This window comes from Cupriavidus sp. HPC(L) (assembly GCF_000307735.3).
Lineage (GTDB): Bacteria > Pseudomonadota > Gammaproteobacteria > Burkholderiales > Burkholderiaceae > Cupriavidus.
Map to the genome: position 1 here is coordinate 17381 of NZ_AMPR02000002.1, position 13590 is coordinate 30970.

Genomic DNA, 13590 nt, shown 5'->3' on the forward strand with positions numbered 1-13590 from the left:
TGGCTGCTGGCCGGCGCGATGGCGGTCGCCCTGGCGGGCTGCGCGACGGGGCCGGACGCCAATCCGCGCGACCCGCTCGAGCCGTTCAACCGCGAAGTCAACAAGATCAACGAGGACTTCGACAAGGGCGTGATGCGCCCGATCGCGGAGGTCTATGCCGACTACGTGCCGTCGCCGGTCCGCACCGCGGTCAGCAATGTGTTCTCCAACGTCAGCGACGTCTACTCGGCGCTGAACAACCTGCTGCAGGGCAAGCCGACGCGCTTCGCCGAGGACACCATGCGGGTGGCGATCAACACGGTGCTGGGCATCGGCGGCCTGATCGACATCGCCACGCCGGCCGGCCTGCCCAAGTACAAGGAAGACTTCGGCCAGACGCTGGGCGTGTGGGGCGTGCCGCCCGGGCCGTACCTGGTGCTGCCGCTGTTCGGCCCGAGCACGGTGCGCGACACCGGCGGCATGCTGGTGGACCGGCAGGCCGACCCAACCGCCTACCTGCATCCGGTCTGGATGCGCAATACACTGATCGGCGTGCGCGTGGTCAGCGCCCGCGCCGAACTGCTGGGCGCCAGCAGCCTGGTCGAGATGGCCGCGCTGGACCGCTACTCGTTCATGCGTGACGCCTATTTGCAGCGCCGCGAGTACCTGGTCTACGACGGCAATCCGCCGGACCGCGACGACGATGACGTCGACAGCGACGCCGAGCCCAAGCCGCCGAGCTCGGGTTCGGGCGAAAGCCTGCCGGGTCAGACCATGCCGGTGCCGCCGGTGGCGCCGTCGCTGACGCCCGGCCGGCTCGGCCTGTGAGTGCCGGCGCCGCGAGACTTGTGCGCCACTGGGGTCGACCGGCTATGTCAGTGGCCGGTCACCGCTGCAACAAACTGTGATAACGGGTGCCAGCGCCACGCGCGCCCGGCACCATGAACTTGCCCGGGGTGCGCGCTCTCCAACGTACGCACCCCCCGCCGCCCCCGGCGGAACAAGATAGACAAGGAAAAACCATGTTCAAGCGACTGTTGCTTCCCTTCATCGCCGCCTTCGCCATGGCGGGCGCGGCCATGGCCCAGAGCGCGGATACCTCCACGCCGGACGGGCTGATCAAGGCCCTGGTGGACGACGTGATGGCCACCGTCAAGGCCGACAAGGAAATGCAGGCCGGCAGCATTCCGAAGATCACCGCGCTGGTCGAGCAGAAGATCCTGCCGAACGCCAACTTCCAGAAGACCACGCAGATCGCGATGGGCCGCAACTGGGCCAAGGCGACGCCGGAGCAGCAGAAGCAGATCGTCGAGGAGTTCAAGATGCTGCTGATCCGCACCTACGCGGGCGCCGTCTCGCAGATCCGGGACCAGACCGTGCAGTTCCGTCCGTTCCGCGCCGCGCCCGAGGACACCGAGGTGACCGTGCGCACCCAGGTGATCAACAAGGGTGAGCCGATCCAGATGGACTACCGCCTGGAAAAGACGGCGCAGGGCTGGAAGGTCTACGACATCAACGTGCTGGGCGCCTGGCTGACCGAGGCCTACAAGGGCAGCTTCAACACGATTGCCAGCCAGCAGGGCATCGAAGGCGTGATCAAGACGCTGCAGGACCGCAACCGCCAGCTGGCCAGCGCGAAGGGTTAAGACCCGTTGCGGCGCAGCACGTGGATGCTGCGCCGCGTTACAATGCCGGCTCGGTGCACGCTTTTCGCGCACCGGCCGCTAAATCCGATCGGATCCGATCCGATCCGACCCGATTCCTTACCGACCGCCTCGATGCTTTCACTCGGAACCTCGCTGACCAACCGCAACGCCGCCGCCGTGCTGCGCGACGCGGCCGCGCGCGTGGCCCAGGGGGAAGCGCAGGTCGACTGCAGCGCGCTCGGGCAGGTCGACTCCTCGGCGGTGGCCGTGATGCTGGCGCTGCATCGCGACGCCAGCGCGCGCGGCCGGACGCTGTCCTTCGTCGGCGTGCCGCAGCAACTGGCCGCACTGGCCAGCCTGTACGGCGTCGATACGCTGCTGGCCCTGTCGCCGCAGAGCCCCGCATCGGTACCGGCGCAAGCGGTTGCCGCAACGGAGGCGGAACCCGCCGCAGAATCGGCTTCGGCATCCGGCGCCGTACCCCTCGAGCAAGCCGCCTTGCACCGACATTGAACCGGCATCCGCGGTGAGGGCAGGGCCAAGGCCTGGGCCGGCACCGTCGCGATGCCTCGGCGCCGGCCGCCAGCCCGCGCCGCGTCCCAAGCGGGGACTTCCCCGCATCCCCTATAATTCCGGGTTATTCGTTCGTCAGCACCGCCGCGCGCCAACGCGCGATGCGCCTGCCACGCCGGCAGCCGGCACGCCAGGCGGGCGACCAGTCCGGCTGCTGTCACACCCCCAGGCGGTCCCCGCCATTTCCAGGAGCCCGGCGCGGCAGCGCGACGCTCGCACGCCCGCCAGACGATATCGGCCATGAAAGCCATCGAAATCCAGGATGTCCGCAAGCGCTACCGCAATCTGCAGGCGCTCAAGGGCGTCAGCTTCAGCGTCGAGCGCGGCGAATTCTTCGGCCTGCTCGGTCCCAACGGCGCGGGCAAGACCACGCTGATCTCGATCCTCGCCGGACTGAACTGCGCGGACTCGGGCCAGGTACGCGTGCACGGCCACGACGTGGTCGGCGATTACCGGCTGGCGCGCCGCATGCTGGGCGTGGTGCCGCAGGAGCTGGTATTCGATCCGTTCTTCACGGTGCGCGAGACGCTGCGCCTGCAGTCGGGTTATTTCGGCCTGACCCGCAACGACGACTGGATCGACGAGATCATGGCCAACCTGGACCTGACCGACAAGGCCGACGCCAACATGCGCCAGCTGTCGGGCGGCATGAAGCGCCGCGTGCTGGTCGCGCAGGCGCTGGTGCATCGTCCGCCGGTGATCGTGCTCGATGAACCCACTGCAGGCGTCGACGTGGAACTGCGCCAGACGCTGTGGAAATTCATCTCCCGGCTGAACCGCGAAGGTCATACCATCATCCTGACCACCCACTATCTGGAAGAGGCCGAGGCTTTGTGCGATCGCATCGCGATGCTCAAGTTCGGCGAAGTGGTGGCGCTGGACCGCACCAGCAGCCTGCTGAGCCAGTTCGCCGGCCTGCAGCTGGTACTGACGCTGTCGGCCGGACGCCTGCCGGCCTCGCTGGAGCCGCTGCGGATGCCCTCCAATCCGGGCGAGCGCGCGATCCGGCTGCGGCTGTCCGGCTACCAGGTGGTCGAACCGATCCTCGCGGCCTGCCGCGAGGCGGGCTGCGAAATCGAAGACATGGAAATCAACAAGGCGGACCTCGAGGACGTATTCGTGCAGATCATGGGCAGGGAAGGGCGCAAGCCGGCTTCCGGTGACCCGGGCGAAGGCGAAGGTGCGGACGGACAAGGCAAGGGCGACGGCGGCAAGCGCGCCACGGACGCGGCCGAACCGGTCAATACCACCCCTTCCTCGCTGGAGAGCCCGGTATGAAACATCCTGCCGGACTCGATCACGCGCAACAGGACGCGCGCAACGGCGGCGGCGACGACAGCCAGCACCTGGCGCCGATGGCGGTGGGCGGCCTGGTCGGCTTTCGCACGCTGCTGTACAAGGAAGTGCTGCGCTTCTGGAAGGTCAGCTTCCAGACCGTGGCCGCGCCGGTGCTCACCGCGATCCTCTATCTGCTGATCTTCGGCCATGTGCTGGAGGACCGCGTCCAGGTCTACGACCAGATCAGCTACACCGCCTTCCTGGTGCCCGGGCTGGTGATGATGAGCATCCTGCAGAACGCGTTTGCCAACAGTTCGTCGTCGCTGATCCAGTCCAAGATCACCGGCAACCTGGTGTTCGTGCTGCTGCCGCCGCTGTCGCACTGGGAGATGTTCGGGGCCTACGTGACCGCGGCCATCGTGCGCGGGCTCGCGGTGGGACTCGGCGTGCTGCTGGTGACGGTGTGGTTCGCCGACCTGCATGTGGCCAACGTGGCGTGGATCGTCGTGTTCGCGCTGCTCGGCGCCGGCATGCTGGGCACGCTGGGGCTGATCGCCGGCATCTGGGCCGAGAAGTTCGACCAGCTGGCCGCCTTCCAGAACTTCCTGATCATGCCGGCGACCTTCCTGTCCGGCGTGTTCTATTCGATTCACTCGCTGCCCGCGTTCTGGCAGAAGGTATCGCACGCCAATCCGTTCTTCTACATGATCGACGGGTTCCGCCATGGCTTCTTCGGCGTCTCCGACGTGTCGCCGTGGTTCAGCCTGGCCGTGGTCGCGAGCGCCTTCGCGGTGGTCGCGACGATCGCGCTGCGTCTGCTGCAGAGCGGCTACAAGCTGCGGCACTGATCTTGCGAGACCAGGCCAGACCGACACGCGCGACAGCGGGGACGCACACAGACGAAACGAGATTCACCATGCTGCCTACACCGGAACAAGTCAGGGACTACATCGCTCAGGGGCTGCCCTGCGAACACCTCGAAGTGGAGGGCGACGGCCAGCACTTCTTCGCCACGATCGTCAGCGCCGAGTTCGAGGGCAAGCGGCTGATCCAGCGCCATCAGCGCGTCTATGCCGCGCTTGGCGACCGCATGCGGGCCGAGATCCACGCGCTGTCGATGAAGACGCTGACGCCCGCCGAATGGCAAGGCGGGCAGGGCGACCAGGGCGGCCAGCCGGGCCGCGGCTGAGCGGCCGCGTACCTGCGTATCCCTCATGGATCAACTGCAAATACACGGCAACGGCCCGCTGCGCGGCGAGATCCGCGTGTCGGGCGCGAAGAACGCCGCGCTGCCGATCCTGTGCGCCAGCCTGCTGACGGCCGACACGCTGACGCTGCGCAATGTCCCCGGTCTGCACGACGTGCGCACCATGCTGGCGCTGCTGCGCCAGATGGGCGTGCGCATCGAACAGGACGGCACGCAGCTGGCGCTGGACGCGCGCGAGATCGCCTCGCCCGAGGCGCCGTATGAGATGGTCAAGACCATGCGCGCGTCGATCCTGGTGCTCGGACCGCTGGTCGCGCGCCTGGGCGAGGCGCGGGTGTCGCTTCCCGGCGGCTGCGCCATCGGCGCGCGCCCCGTGGACCAGCACATCAAGGGCCTGCAGGCGATGGGCGCCGAGATCGCCATCGAGCACGGTTTCATCCACGCCCGCGCGCGCCGGCTCAAGGGCGCGCGCATCGTCACCGACATGATCACGGTGACGGGAACCGAGAACCTGCTGATGGCCGCCACGCTGGCCGACGGCGAGACCGTGCTGGAGAACGCCGCACGCGAGCCCGAGGTGACCGACCTGGCCAATCTTCTGGTCGCCATGGGCGCACGGATCGAAGGCATCGGCACCGACCGGCTGGTGATCCAGGGCGTCGAGCGGCTGCACGGCGCCGAGCATGCGGTGATCGCCGACCGCATCGAGGCTGGCACCTTCCTGTGTGCAGCCGCGGCGACACTGGGCGAGGTCGTGGTACGCGATGTCTCGCCTGGCATCCTCGACGCGGTGCTCGACAAGCTGGTCGAAGCCGGCGCAACGATCGGGCGCGGCGCCGACTGGGTGCGGCTGTCGATGGGCCAGCGCCCGCGCGCGGTCAGCTTCCGGACCTCCGAATATCCGGCCTTTCCGACCGACATGCAGGCGCAGTTCATGGCGCTCGATTGCGTGGCGGACGGCGCCGCGCGCGTCACCGAGACGATCTTCGAGAACCGCTTCATGCACGTGCAGGAGCTGAACCGGCTCGGCGCCAATATCGCGGTCGAAGGCAATACCGCGGTGGTGACCGGCGTGCCGCGCCTGTCCGGCGCCCGCGTGATGGCGACCGACCTGCGCGCCTCGGCCAGCCTGGTGATTGCCGGCCTGATCGCCGACGGGGAAACGGTGATCGACCGCATCTATCATCTGGACCGCGGCTACGACCGCATGGAAGACAAGCTGTCGGCAGTCGGTGCGCGCATTCGGCGCATCGCCGGCTGACCCAGCGACGAACAAGACGATGAGCCCATCTCCGAACCAGCTGACCCTGGCCCTTTCCAAGGGCCGGATCTTTACCGAAACCATGCCGCTGCTGGCGGCCGCGGGCATCGAGGTCACCGAAGACCCGGAAACCTCCCGCAAGCTGATCCTGCCGACCACCGACCCGGACGTGCGCGTGATCATCGTGCGCGCCTCCGACGTGCCGACCTATGTGCAGTACGGCGCCGCCGACTTCGGCGTGGCCGGCAAGGACGTGCTGATGGAACACGGCATGGCCGGCCTGTATGCGCCGATCGACCTGAATATCGCGCGCTGCCGCATGTCGGTGGCGGTGCCGGCGGGCTTCGACTATGCCCGCGCGGTGCGCCAGGGCGCGCGGCTGGCGGTGGCGACCAAGTATGTGCAGACCGCGCGCGAGCACTTCGCCAAGAAGGGCGTCCACGTCGATCTGATCAAGCTGTACGGTTCGATGGAGCTCGGTCCGCTGGTTGGACTGGCCGATGCGATCGTCGACCTGGTCAGCACCGGCGGCACGCTGCGCGCCAACAATCTGGTGGAAGTCGAGGAGATCGTGCAGATCTCGTCGCGGCTGGTGATCAACCAGGCCGCGCTCAAGCTCAAGCGCGAGCGGCTGGCGCCGATCCTCGAAGCGTTTGAACGGGCCTCCGCGGCCGTGGCGTGATGCCATGGCCGACGGCCCGGGGAAGGGAATCATGAACGAACAAAGCCTGAACATTCGCCGACTGGATTCGGCCAGCGCGGACTTCCCCGTGCGGCTGCGCCAGCTGCTGGCCTTCGAGGCCGGCGAGGACGAGGCCATCGAGCGCGCCGTTGCGCAGATCCTGGCCGACGTCAAGGTGCGCGGCGATGCCGCGGTGCTGGAATACACACTGCGCTTCGATCGCGTCGAGGCGGAGTCGCTGGCCGCGCTGGAACTGTCACCGGCCGAGATGGACGCCGCGCTCGAGGAACTCGAGCCCAAGCGCCGCGCCGCGCTCGAGGCGGCCGCGGCGCGCGTGCGCGCCTACCACGAGAAGCAGAAGATCGAATGCGGCAGCCATAGCTGGGAATACGCGGAGGCCGACGGCACCGTGCTGGGCCAGAAGGTGACGCCACTCGATCGCGTCGGCCTCTATGTGCCGGGCGGCAAGGCGGCCTATCCGTCGTCGGTGCTGATGAACGCGATTCCGGCCCGCGTCGCCGGCGTCAAGGAAGTGATCATGGTGGTGCCGACCCCGGGCGGCGTGCGCAATCCGCTGGTGCTGGCCGCCGCGGCGATCGCCGGCGTCGACCGCGTGTTCACGATCGGCGGCGCGCAGGCCGTCGGCGCGCTGGCCTACGGCACCGAGACGCTGCCGCAGGTCGACAAGATCGTCGGCCCGGGCAACGCCTATGTCGCCGCGGCCAAGCGGCGCGTGTTCGGCACGGTCGGCATCGACATGATCGCCGGCCCGTCCGAGATCCTGGTGATCTGCGACGGCAGCACCGACCCGGACTGGGTGGCGATGGACCTGTTCTCGCAGGCCGAGCACGACGAGATGGCGCAGTCGATCCTGCTGTGCCCGGATGCCGGCTATCTGCTCAAGGTCGAGGACAGCATCCGCCGCCTGCTCGACGACATGCCGCGCCGCGACGTGATCGCGGCCTCGATCGGCGGCCGCGGCGCGCTGATCAAGGTCCGCGACATGGAGGAGGCCTGCGACATCGCCAATGCGATTGCGCCCGAGCACCTGGAGATCTCCGCGCTCAATCCGCGCCAGTGGGCCGAGAAGATCCGCCACGCCGGCGCGATCTTCCTGGGCCAGTTCACCAGCGAATCGCTGGGCGACTACTGCGCGGGGCCGAACCACGTGTTGCCGACCTCGCGCACCGCGCGCTTCTCGTCGCCGCTGGGCGTCTATGACTTCCAGAAGCGCTCGAGCCTGATCGAGGTCAGCGAGACGGGCGCGCAGATGCTGGGCCAGATCGCGGCGGAACTGGCCTATGGCGAAGGCCTGCAGGCGCATGCCCGCAGCGCCGAATACCGCCTCAAGCGCAGTTGAATTGCCGGGGCGTGCGTGCCGGGCCGGTGCGCCGCCCCCCGTGTGCCGCCCCGGTGTGCCGCCCCCTCACACCCAACCGAAGAGGAAACCATGTCAGCAGTCGAGCCTTCCCTGATCGAGCGAATCATCCGTGACGACGTCCGCGCCATGGGCGCCTATCACGTGGCCGATTCGCACGGTCTGATCAAGCTCGACGCGATGGAGAACCCGTACCGGCTGCCGGCCGAGTTGCGCGAACAGCTGGGCAAGCGGCTCGCCGAGGTCGCGCTGAACCGCTATCCGGTGCCGACCAGCGAGGCGCTGCGCGCGCGGCTCAAGAGCGTGATGGACGTGCCCGCCGGCATGGAGATCCTGCTCGGCAACGGCTCGGACGAGATCATCAGCATGCTGGCGCTCGCGGTCGCACGGCCCGGCGCCAAGGTGATGGCGCCGGTGCCCGGCTTCGTGATGTATGCGATGTCGGCGCAGTTCACCGGGCTCGAATTCGTGGGCGTGCCGCTGCGCGCGGACTTCACGCTGGACCGCGAGGCGATGCTGGCCGCGATGGCCGAGCACAAGCCGGCGGTGATCTATCTGGCCTATCCGAACAATCCGACCGGCACGCTGTTCGACGAGCAGGATATGGAGGCGATCGTGCGCGCCGCGCAGGGCGAGGTCTGTCACAGCGTGGTGGTCGTCGACGAGGCCTACCAGCCGTTCGCGCAGCACAGCTGGATGCCGCGGCTGCCGGAGTTCGGCAACCTGCTGGTGATGCGTACCGTGTCGAAACTGGGCCTGGCCGGCATCCGGCTCGGCTACCTGGCCGGCGATCCGGCCTGGCTCGCGCAGATCGACAAGGTCCGCCCGCCATACAACGTCAACGTGCTGACCGAGGCGACCGCGCTGTTCGTGCTCGAGCATGTCGACGTGCTCGACGAACAGGCCGCGCAGCTGCGTGCCGAGCGCGCCAGCGTGGCCGCCGCGATGGCCGCGCACCCCGGCGTGACGGTGTTTCCGAGTGCCGGCAATTTCCTGCTGGTGCGCGTGCCCGATGCCGCGCGAATCTTCGATCGGCTGCTCGCGCGCAAGGTGCTGATCAAGAACGTGAGTAAAATGCACGCATTGCTGGCCAACTGTCTGCGCGTGACGGTCAGCACCCCCGAAGAAAATGCGCAGTTTCTCGAGGCGTTTGCCGCCTCGCTGCAGGATTAGCACCATGCGTGTTGCCGAGGTCACCCGCAATACCTCCGAGACCCAGATCCGCGTCGCGTTGAATCTGGACGGCACCGGACGCCAGCTGCTGGCTTCCGGCGTTCCCTTCCTGGACCACATGCTGGACCAGATCGCCCGCCATGGCATGTTCGACCTCGAGGTCGAGGCCAAGGGCGATACCCATATCGACGACCACCATACGGTCGAGGATGTCGGCATCACGCTGGGACAGGCGGTGGCCAAGGCCATCGGCGACAAGAAGGGCATCACCCGCTACGGGCACAGCTACGTGCCGCTGGACGAATGCCTGTCGCGCGTGGTCATCGATTTCTCGGGCCGCCCGGGGCTGGAGTTCCACGTGCCGTTCACCCGGGCACGCGTGGGCAGCTTCGATGTCGACCTGACCATCGAGTTCTTCCGCGGCTTCGTCAATCATGCCGGCGTGACGCTGCATATCGACAATCTGCGCGGCATCAATGCCCACCATCAATGCGAAACGGTATTCAAGGCCTTCGGCCGGGCGCTGCGCATGGCGGTGGAGCTGGACCCGCGCGCGGCCAACACGATTCCGTCGACCAAGGGCACGCTCTGATTTCGCTATCGCCGTGATCGAGGGCCGGCCAGTCCTGCCGCCGACGATCACGCGGACCGATCTCTATCGATCTCTACCGGATTCCACCACCCCCCACCGTTTCCGAGGGGACGGCCGCGCGATGCCACGGCCGTTTCCAACATCATGACTACGATTGCAATTGTGGATTACGGCATGGGCAACCTGCGCTCGGTGGCGCAGGCGCTGCGCCGTGCGGCGCCGGACGCCGATGTGCGTGTCGTCGATGCGCCCGAGGGCATCCGTGCCGCCGAGCGCGTGGTGCTGCCCGGCCAGGGCGCGATGCCCGACTGCATGGCGGCGCTGAACGCCTCCGGGCTGCGCGAGGCCGTGCTCGAGGCCGCGGACAGCAAGCCGCTGCTGGGCGTGTGCGTTGGCGAACAGATGCTGTTCGAAGCGAGCAGGGAAAGTAGGGCCGGTGCGGACAGCACGCCATGCCTGGGCCTGATGCCGGGCGAGGTGGTGCGCTTCGAGCTCGACGGCATGACGCAGCCCGACGGCTCGCGCTACAAGGTGCCGCAGATGGGCTGGAACCGCGTTCGCCAGACCCGGCCGCATCCGCTGTGGCAGGGTATTCCTGATCAGAGCTGGTTCTATTTCGTACACAGCTACTATGTGCAGCCGCGCGATTCCGCCCATACTGCCGGGGAAACCGAATATGGCGTCGTGTTTACCAGCGCGGTGGCCCGGGATAATATTTTTGCCACGCAGTTCCACCCCGAGAAGAGCGCGGCGCTTGGCTTGCAGCTCTACCGGAACTTCGTGGACTGGAAGCCCTGATTCACCAAGCCGTTCGACGCAGGCAAGGCCGGGCCGGCAGCGCCGGTCACGCCAGGACAACCTTTTTACTTCAACACGCTCGTCACGCTTATGTTGCTCATTCCGGCCATCGACCTGAAGGACGGTCAGTGTGTACGCCTCAAACAAGGCGATATGGACCAGGCCACCGTCTTCTCCGAAGAGCCCGCCGCCATGGCACGACATTGGGTGGAACAGGGCGCGCGCCGTCTGCACCTGGTCGACCTGAACGGCGCCTTCGTCGGCAAGCCCCGCAATGAGGCGGCCATCAAGGCCATCATTGCCGAGGTCGGCGAAGAGATCCCGGTCCAGCTCGGCGGAGGCATCCGCGACCTGAACACCATCGAGCGCTGGCTGGACGACGGCCTGTCGTACATCATCATCGGCACAGCCGCGGTCAAGAACCCGGGCTTCCTGAAGGACGCGTGCTCGGCGTTCGGCGGCCACATCATCGTCGGCCTCGATGCGCGCGACGGCAAGGTCGCCACCGACGGCTGGAGCAAGCTGACCGGCCACGAGGTCATCGACCTGGCGCGCAAGTACGAGGACTACGGCGTCGAGGCGATCATCTATACCGACATCGGCCGCGACGGCATGCTGCAGGGCATCAACATCGATGCGACGGTCAAGCTGGCCCAGTCGGTGTCGATCCCGGTGATCGCCAGCGGCGGCCTGTCGAACATGAGCGATATCGACCGGTTGTGCTCGGTCGAGAGCGAAGGCGTCGAAGGGGTGATCTGCGGCCGCGCGATCTACTCCGGCGACCTGAATTTCGCGGACGCGCAGGCGCTCGCGGACAAACTGGGCGCGGACAAGTAAGCCGTCGCCATTGCGCCCGGGGGGCGCTGCTGCCCGCGTCGTGCCGCACTGGCGCGCCGCGTGGCAAGGATTCCGATGCTAGCCAAACGTATCATCCCCTGCCTGGACGTGACCAATGGGCGGGTGGTCAAAGGGGTCAACTTCGTCGAATTGCGCGACGCGGGCGATCCGGTCGAGATCGCGCGCCGTTATGACGAACAGGGCGCGGACGAAATCACGTTCCTGGACATCACCGCGACCAGCGACGGCCGCGACCTGATGCTGAACATCATCGAGGCGGTGGCCTCGCAGGTCTTCATTCCGCTGACGGTCGGCGGCGGCGTGCGCACCGTCGAGGACGTGCGCCGGCTGCTCAATGCCGGCGCGGACAAGATCAGCGTCAATTCGTCGGCGATCAGCAATCCGCAGCTGGTGTCCGATGCCACCGCGCGCTACGGTTCGCAGTGCATCGTGGTGGCGATCGACGCCAAGCGCAGCTCGGCACCGGGCGAGCCGCCGCGCTGGGAGGTGTTCACCCACGGCGGGCGCAAGGCGACCGGGCTCGACGCGGTCGAGTGGGCGCGCGAAATGGCGCGCCGCGGCGCCGGCGAGCTGCTGCTGACCAGCATGGACCGCGACGGCACCCGGAGTGGTTTCGATCTCGAGCTGACCCGCGCGGTCAGCGACGCGGTCGGCGTGCCGGTGATCGCCTCGGGCGGCGTCGGCGGGCTGCAGGATCTGGCCGACGGCATCCGCATCGGCCATGCCGACGCGGTGCTGGCGGCGAGCATCTTCCACTACGGCCAGCACACGGTGGCCGAGGCGAAGGCATTCATGGCCCGCGAGGGCATTCCGATGCGGGTTTGACGATGCAAAAGAAGTGGCTCAACAAGGTCAAGTGGGACGATCACGGCCTGGTGCCGGTGATCGTGCAGGAAGTCGGTTCCAACGACGTGCTGATGTTCGCCTTCATGAATCGCGAGGCGCTGCAGCGCACCGTCGAGCTCGGCGAGGCGGTGTTCTGGTCGCGCTCGCGCAAGCGGCTGTGGCACAAGGGCGAGGAATCGGGCCATGTGCAGAAGGTGCACGAGATCCGGCTGGACTGCGACGAGGACGTGGTACTGCTGAAGGTCACGCAGGCCGGCGACATCGCGTGTCATACCGGCCGCCATTCCTGCTTCTTCCAGAAATTCGAGGGCGACGTCGAGGACGGCGACTGGCAGACCGTCGAACCGGTGCTGAAGGACCCCTCGTCCATCTACGGCGGCAATCACTGATGAGCGACGCTTCTGTAAACCAGGCGGACGCGCTGGCCGACGTGCTGGCACGGGTGGCCGCGGTACTCGAATCGCGCAAGCCGGAACACGGTGGCGATCCCGACCAGTCCTATGTGGCGCGGCTGTTCCACAAGGGCGACGACGCGATCCTGAAGAAGATCGGCGAGGAAGCCACCGAAACCGTGATGGCGGCCAAGGACGCACGCGCCGAGGGTCTCGCCGCGCCTGCGCTCGACAAGGTGGTCTACGAGGTCGCGGACCTGTGGTTCCACAGCATGGTGCTGCTGGCCCGCTTCGGCCTGAGCCCGGCCGACGTGGTCGCCGAACTGGCGCGCCGCGAAGGGCTGTCGGGACTGGCCGAAAAGGCGGCGCGCACGCCCGGGTCGAAGTGATCGTCGGCGCTCCTCGGCGGGCCGCGGTGTATCGTGTGGCACAGTATCGTCTGGACCGAACCGTGCGCACATGCAAGGAGGCGCAATGAGCAACGACTATCCCGGCCGCGATTATCCGGGCCAGGTGGTGCCGAGCAGCGGCGGCGCGCAGCTCGACACCCTGCGCAAGCTGACCCACATCCTGTACGGGCTGTATGCGATTTTCTGGCTGACCGGCGGCATCACCGCGCTGATCGCGATCATCATCAACTACGTCAAGCGCGACGATGCGCGCGGCACGCTCTATGCATCGCACTTTGCGTGGCAGATCCGATCGTTCTGGTGGTCGGTCGCGTGGACCGTGCTCGGCGGCGTGCTGTTCGCCACCGTGGTCGGCATCGCGCTGGCCTTCATCGTCTGGGGCCTGTTGTCGCTGTGGATTCTTTACCGTATTGTCAAAGGCTGGTTGTATTTGAACGACAGCAAGCCGATGTACCCGGAGCAGCGTTTCTAGACGGCGCGAACTGGGCCAGGGTCGAATCGGGCTTGCCGGTGTCCT

Annotated in this window: 16 protein-coding genes and 1 pseudogene; all 17 read left to right on the top strand. The window is 67.4% G+C overall.

Annotated features, from left to right (window positions below; all coding sequences use genetic code 11):
- Nucleotides 1-18: 18 nt before the first annotated feature.
- The 17 genes and pseudogenes from B551_RS00680 to B551_RS00760 all read left to right on the top strand — a co-directional run bounded on the left by B551_RS00680 (nt 19) and on the right by B551_RS00760 (nt 13545).
- Entirely contained in the window at nt 19-807 is a 789-nt protein-coding gene (locus tag B551_RS00680) for a VacJ family lipoprotein (RefSeq protein ID WP_231906589.1), read from the top strand.
- A gap of 194 nt (nt 808-1001) precedes the next feature.
- Nucleotides 1002-1625: a phospholipid-binding protein MlaC gene (locus tag B551_RS00685; protein WP_006575763.1), complete on the top strand. Its 624-nt coding sequence runs from the start codon at nt 1002-1004 to the stop codon at nt 1623-1625.
- A gap of 132 nt (nt 1626-1757) precedes the next feature.
- Nucleotides 1758-2033 (top strand): annotated as a pseudogene (locus B551_RS00690) (lipid asymmetry maintenance protein MlaB); the annotation flags it as partial.
- 405 nt (nt 2034-2438) lie between these two features.
- Nucleotides 2439-3476 carry an ABC transporter ATP-binding protein gene (locus B551_RS00695; protein ID WP_006575765.1) on the top strand — a complete coding sequence of 346 codons (1038 nt, stop codon included), beginning with the start codon at nt 2439-2441 and terminating at the stop codon, nt 3474-3476.
- Nucleotides 3477-3553: 77 nt separating this feature from the next.
- Entirely contained in the window at nt 3554-4324 is a 771-nt protein-coding gene (locus B551_RS00700; protein ID WP_043436578.1) for an ABC transporter permease, read from the top strand.
- A gap of 68 nt (nt 4325-4392) precedes the next feature.
- Nucleotides 4393-4665 (top strand): BolA family protein, encoded by a 273-nt coding sequence (locus B551_RS00705; protein WP_006575767.1) that lies wholly within the window; start codon nt 4393-4395, stop codon nt 4663-4665.
- Nucleotides 4666-4690: 25 nt separating this feature from the next.
- Nucleotides 4691-5944 (top strand): UDP-N-acetylglucosamine 1-carboxyvinyltransferase, encoded by a 1254-nt coding sequence (murA, locus tag B551_RS00710; protein WP_006575768.1) that lies wholly within the window; start codon nt 4691-4693, stop codon nt 5942-5944.
- A gap of 19 nt (nt 5945-5963) precedes the next feature.
- Entirely contained in the window at nt 5964-6626 is a 663-nt protein-coding gene (gene hisG / locus B551_RS00715) for an ATP phosphoribosyltransferase (protein ID WP_006575769.1), read from the top strand.
- Nucleotides 6627-6657: 31 nt separating this feature from the next.
- Nucleotides 6658-7986: a histidinol dehydrogenase gene (hisD, locus tag B551_RS00720; RefSeq protein ID WP_043436580.1), complete on the top strand. Its 1329-nt coding sequence runs from the start codon at nt 6658-6660 to the stop codon at nt 7984-7986.
- A 90-nt stretch (nt 7987-8076) separates the two neighbouring features.
- Nucleotides 8077-9177 (top strand): histidinol-phosphate transaminase, encoded by a 1101-nt coding sequence (gene hisC / locus B551_RS00725; protein ID WP_006575771.1) that lies wholly within the window; start codon nt 8077-8079, stop codon nt 9175-9177.
- A gap of 4 nt (nt 9178-9181) precedes the next feature.
- On the top strand, nt 9182-9769 hold the full coding sequence (gene hisB, locus B551_RS00730) for an imidazoleglycerol-phosphate dehydratase HisB (protein WP_006575772.1): 588 nt from the start codon (nt 9182-9184) through the stop codon (nt 9767-9769).
- A 144-nt stretch (nt 9770-9913) separates the two neighbouring features.
- A complete protein-coding gene (gene hisH / locus B551_RS00735; RefSeq protein WP_023263297.1) occupies nt 9914-10567 on the top strand; it encodes an imidazole glycerol phosphate synthase subunit HisH in 654 nt (217 codons plus the stop codon).
- A gap of 90 nt (nt 10568-10657) precedes the next feature.
- The gene (gene hisA / locus B551_RS00740; RefSeq protein ID WP_006575774.1) at nt 10658-11404 is read left to right on the top strand and encodes a 1-(5-phosphoribosyl)-5-[(5-phosphoribosylamino)methylideneamino]imidazole-4-carboxamide isomerase; all 747 of its coding nucleotides are present in this window, start codon (nt 10658-10660) and stop codon (nt 11402-11404) included.
- 75 nt (nt 11405-11479) lie between these two features.
- Nucleotides 11480-12250 carry an imidazole glycerol phosphate synthase subunit HisF gene (gene hisF / locus B551_RS00745; protein ID WP_006575775.1) on the top strand — a complete coding sequence of 257 codons (771 nt, stop codon included), beginning with the start codon at nt 11480-11482 and terminating at the stop codon, nt 12248-12250.
- Nucleotides 12251-12252: 2 nt separating this feature from the next.
- Nucleotides 12253-12660: a phosphoribosyl-AMP cyclohydrolase gene (hisI, locus tag B551_RS00750; protein WP_006575776.1), complete on the top strand. Its 408-nt coding sequence runs from the start codon at nt 12253-12255 to the stop codon at nt 12658-12660.
- Nucleotides 12660-13052, top strand: a complete 393-nt coding sequence (locus tag B551_RS00755) for a phosphoribosyl-ATP diphosphatase (RefSeq protein WP_006575777.1) — start codon at nt 12660-12662, stop codon at nt 13050-13052. Before hisI ends, B551_RS00755 begins: the two co-directional genes overlap by 1 nt.
- 85 nt (nt 13053-13137) lie before the next feature.
- Nucleotides 13138-13545 carry a hypothetical protein gene (locus B551_RS00760; RefSeq protein WP_006575778.1) on the top strand — a complete coding sequence of 136 codons (408 nt, stop codon included), beginning with the start codon at nt 13138-13140 and terminating at the stop codon, nt 13543-13545.
- Nucleotides 13546-13590 lie beyond the last annotated feature (45 nt).

What these genes read in the sequence shown, in the direction of transcription:
- hisF (WP_006575775.1), top strand. Translation starts at nt 11,480, where the DNA reads ATGCTAGCCAAACGTATCATCCCCTGCCTGGACGTGACCAATGGGCGG.
- B551_RS00755 (WP_006575777.1), top strand. Translation starts at nt 12,660, where the DNA reads ATGAGCGACGCTTCTGTAAACCAGGCGGACGCGCTGGCCGACGTGCTG.
- B551_RS00760 (WP_006575778.1), top strand. Translation starts at nt 13,138, where the DNA reads ATGAGCAACGACTATCCCGGCCGCGATTATCCGGGCCAGGTGGTGCCG.
- hisA (WP_006575774.1), top strand. Translation starts at nt 10,658, where the DNA reads ATGTTGCTCATTCCGGCCATCGACCTGAAGGACGGTCAGTGTGTACGC.
- hisH (WP_023263297.1), top strand. Translation starts at nt 9,914, where the DNA reads ATGACTACGATTGCAATTGTGGATTACGGCATGGGCAACCTGCGCTCG.
- hisB (WP_006575772.1), top strand. Translation starts at nt 9,182, where the DNA reads ATGCGTGTTGCCGAGGTCACCCGCAATACCTCCGAGACCCAGATCCGC.
- B551_RS00695 (WP_006575765.1), top strand. Translation starts at nt 2,439, where the DNA reads ATGAAAGCCATCGAAATCCAGGATGTCCGCAAGCGCTACCGCAATCTG.
- hisC (WP_006575771.1), top strand. Translation starts at nt 8,077, where the DNA reads ATGTCAGCAGTCGAGCCTTCCCTGATCGAGCGAATCATCCGTGACGAC.
- hisD (WP_043436580.1), top strand. Translation starts at nt 6,658, where the DNA reads ATGAACGAACAAAGCCTGAACATTCGCCGACTGGATTCGGCCAGCGCG.
- murA (WP_006575768.1), top strand. Translation starts at nt 4,691, where the DNA reads ATGGATCAACTGCAAATACACGGCAACGGCCCGCTGCGCGGCGAGATC.
- hisI (WP_006575776.1), top strand. Translation starts at nt 12,253, where the DNA reads ATGCAAAAGAAGTGGCTCAACAAGGTCAAGTGGGACGATCACGGCCTG.
- B551_RS00680 (WP_231906589.1), top strand. Translation starts at nt 19, where the DNA reads ATGGCGGTCGCCCTGGCGGGCTGCGCGACGGGGCCGGACGCCAATCCG.
- B551_RS00705 (WP_006575767.1), top strand. Translation starts at nt 4,393, where the DNA reads ATGCTGCCTACACCGGAACAAGTCAGGGACTACATCGCTCAGGGGCTG.
- B551_RS00685 (WP_006575763.1), top strand. Translation starts at nt 1,002, where the DNA reads ATGTTCAAGCGACTGTTGCTTCCCTTCATCGCCGCCTTCGCCATGGCG.
- B551_RS00700 (WP_043436578.1), top strand. Translation starts at nt 3,554, where the DNA reads ATGGCGGTGGGCGGCCTGGTCGGCTTTCGCACGCTGCTGTACAAGGAA.
- hisG (WP_006575769.1), top strand. Translation starts at nt 5,964, where the DNA reads ATGAGCCCATCTCCGAACCAGCTGACCCTGGCCCTTTCCAAGGGCCGG.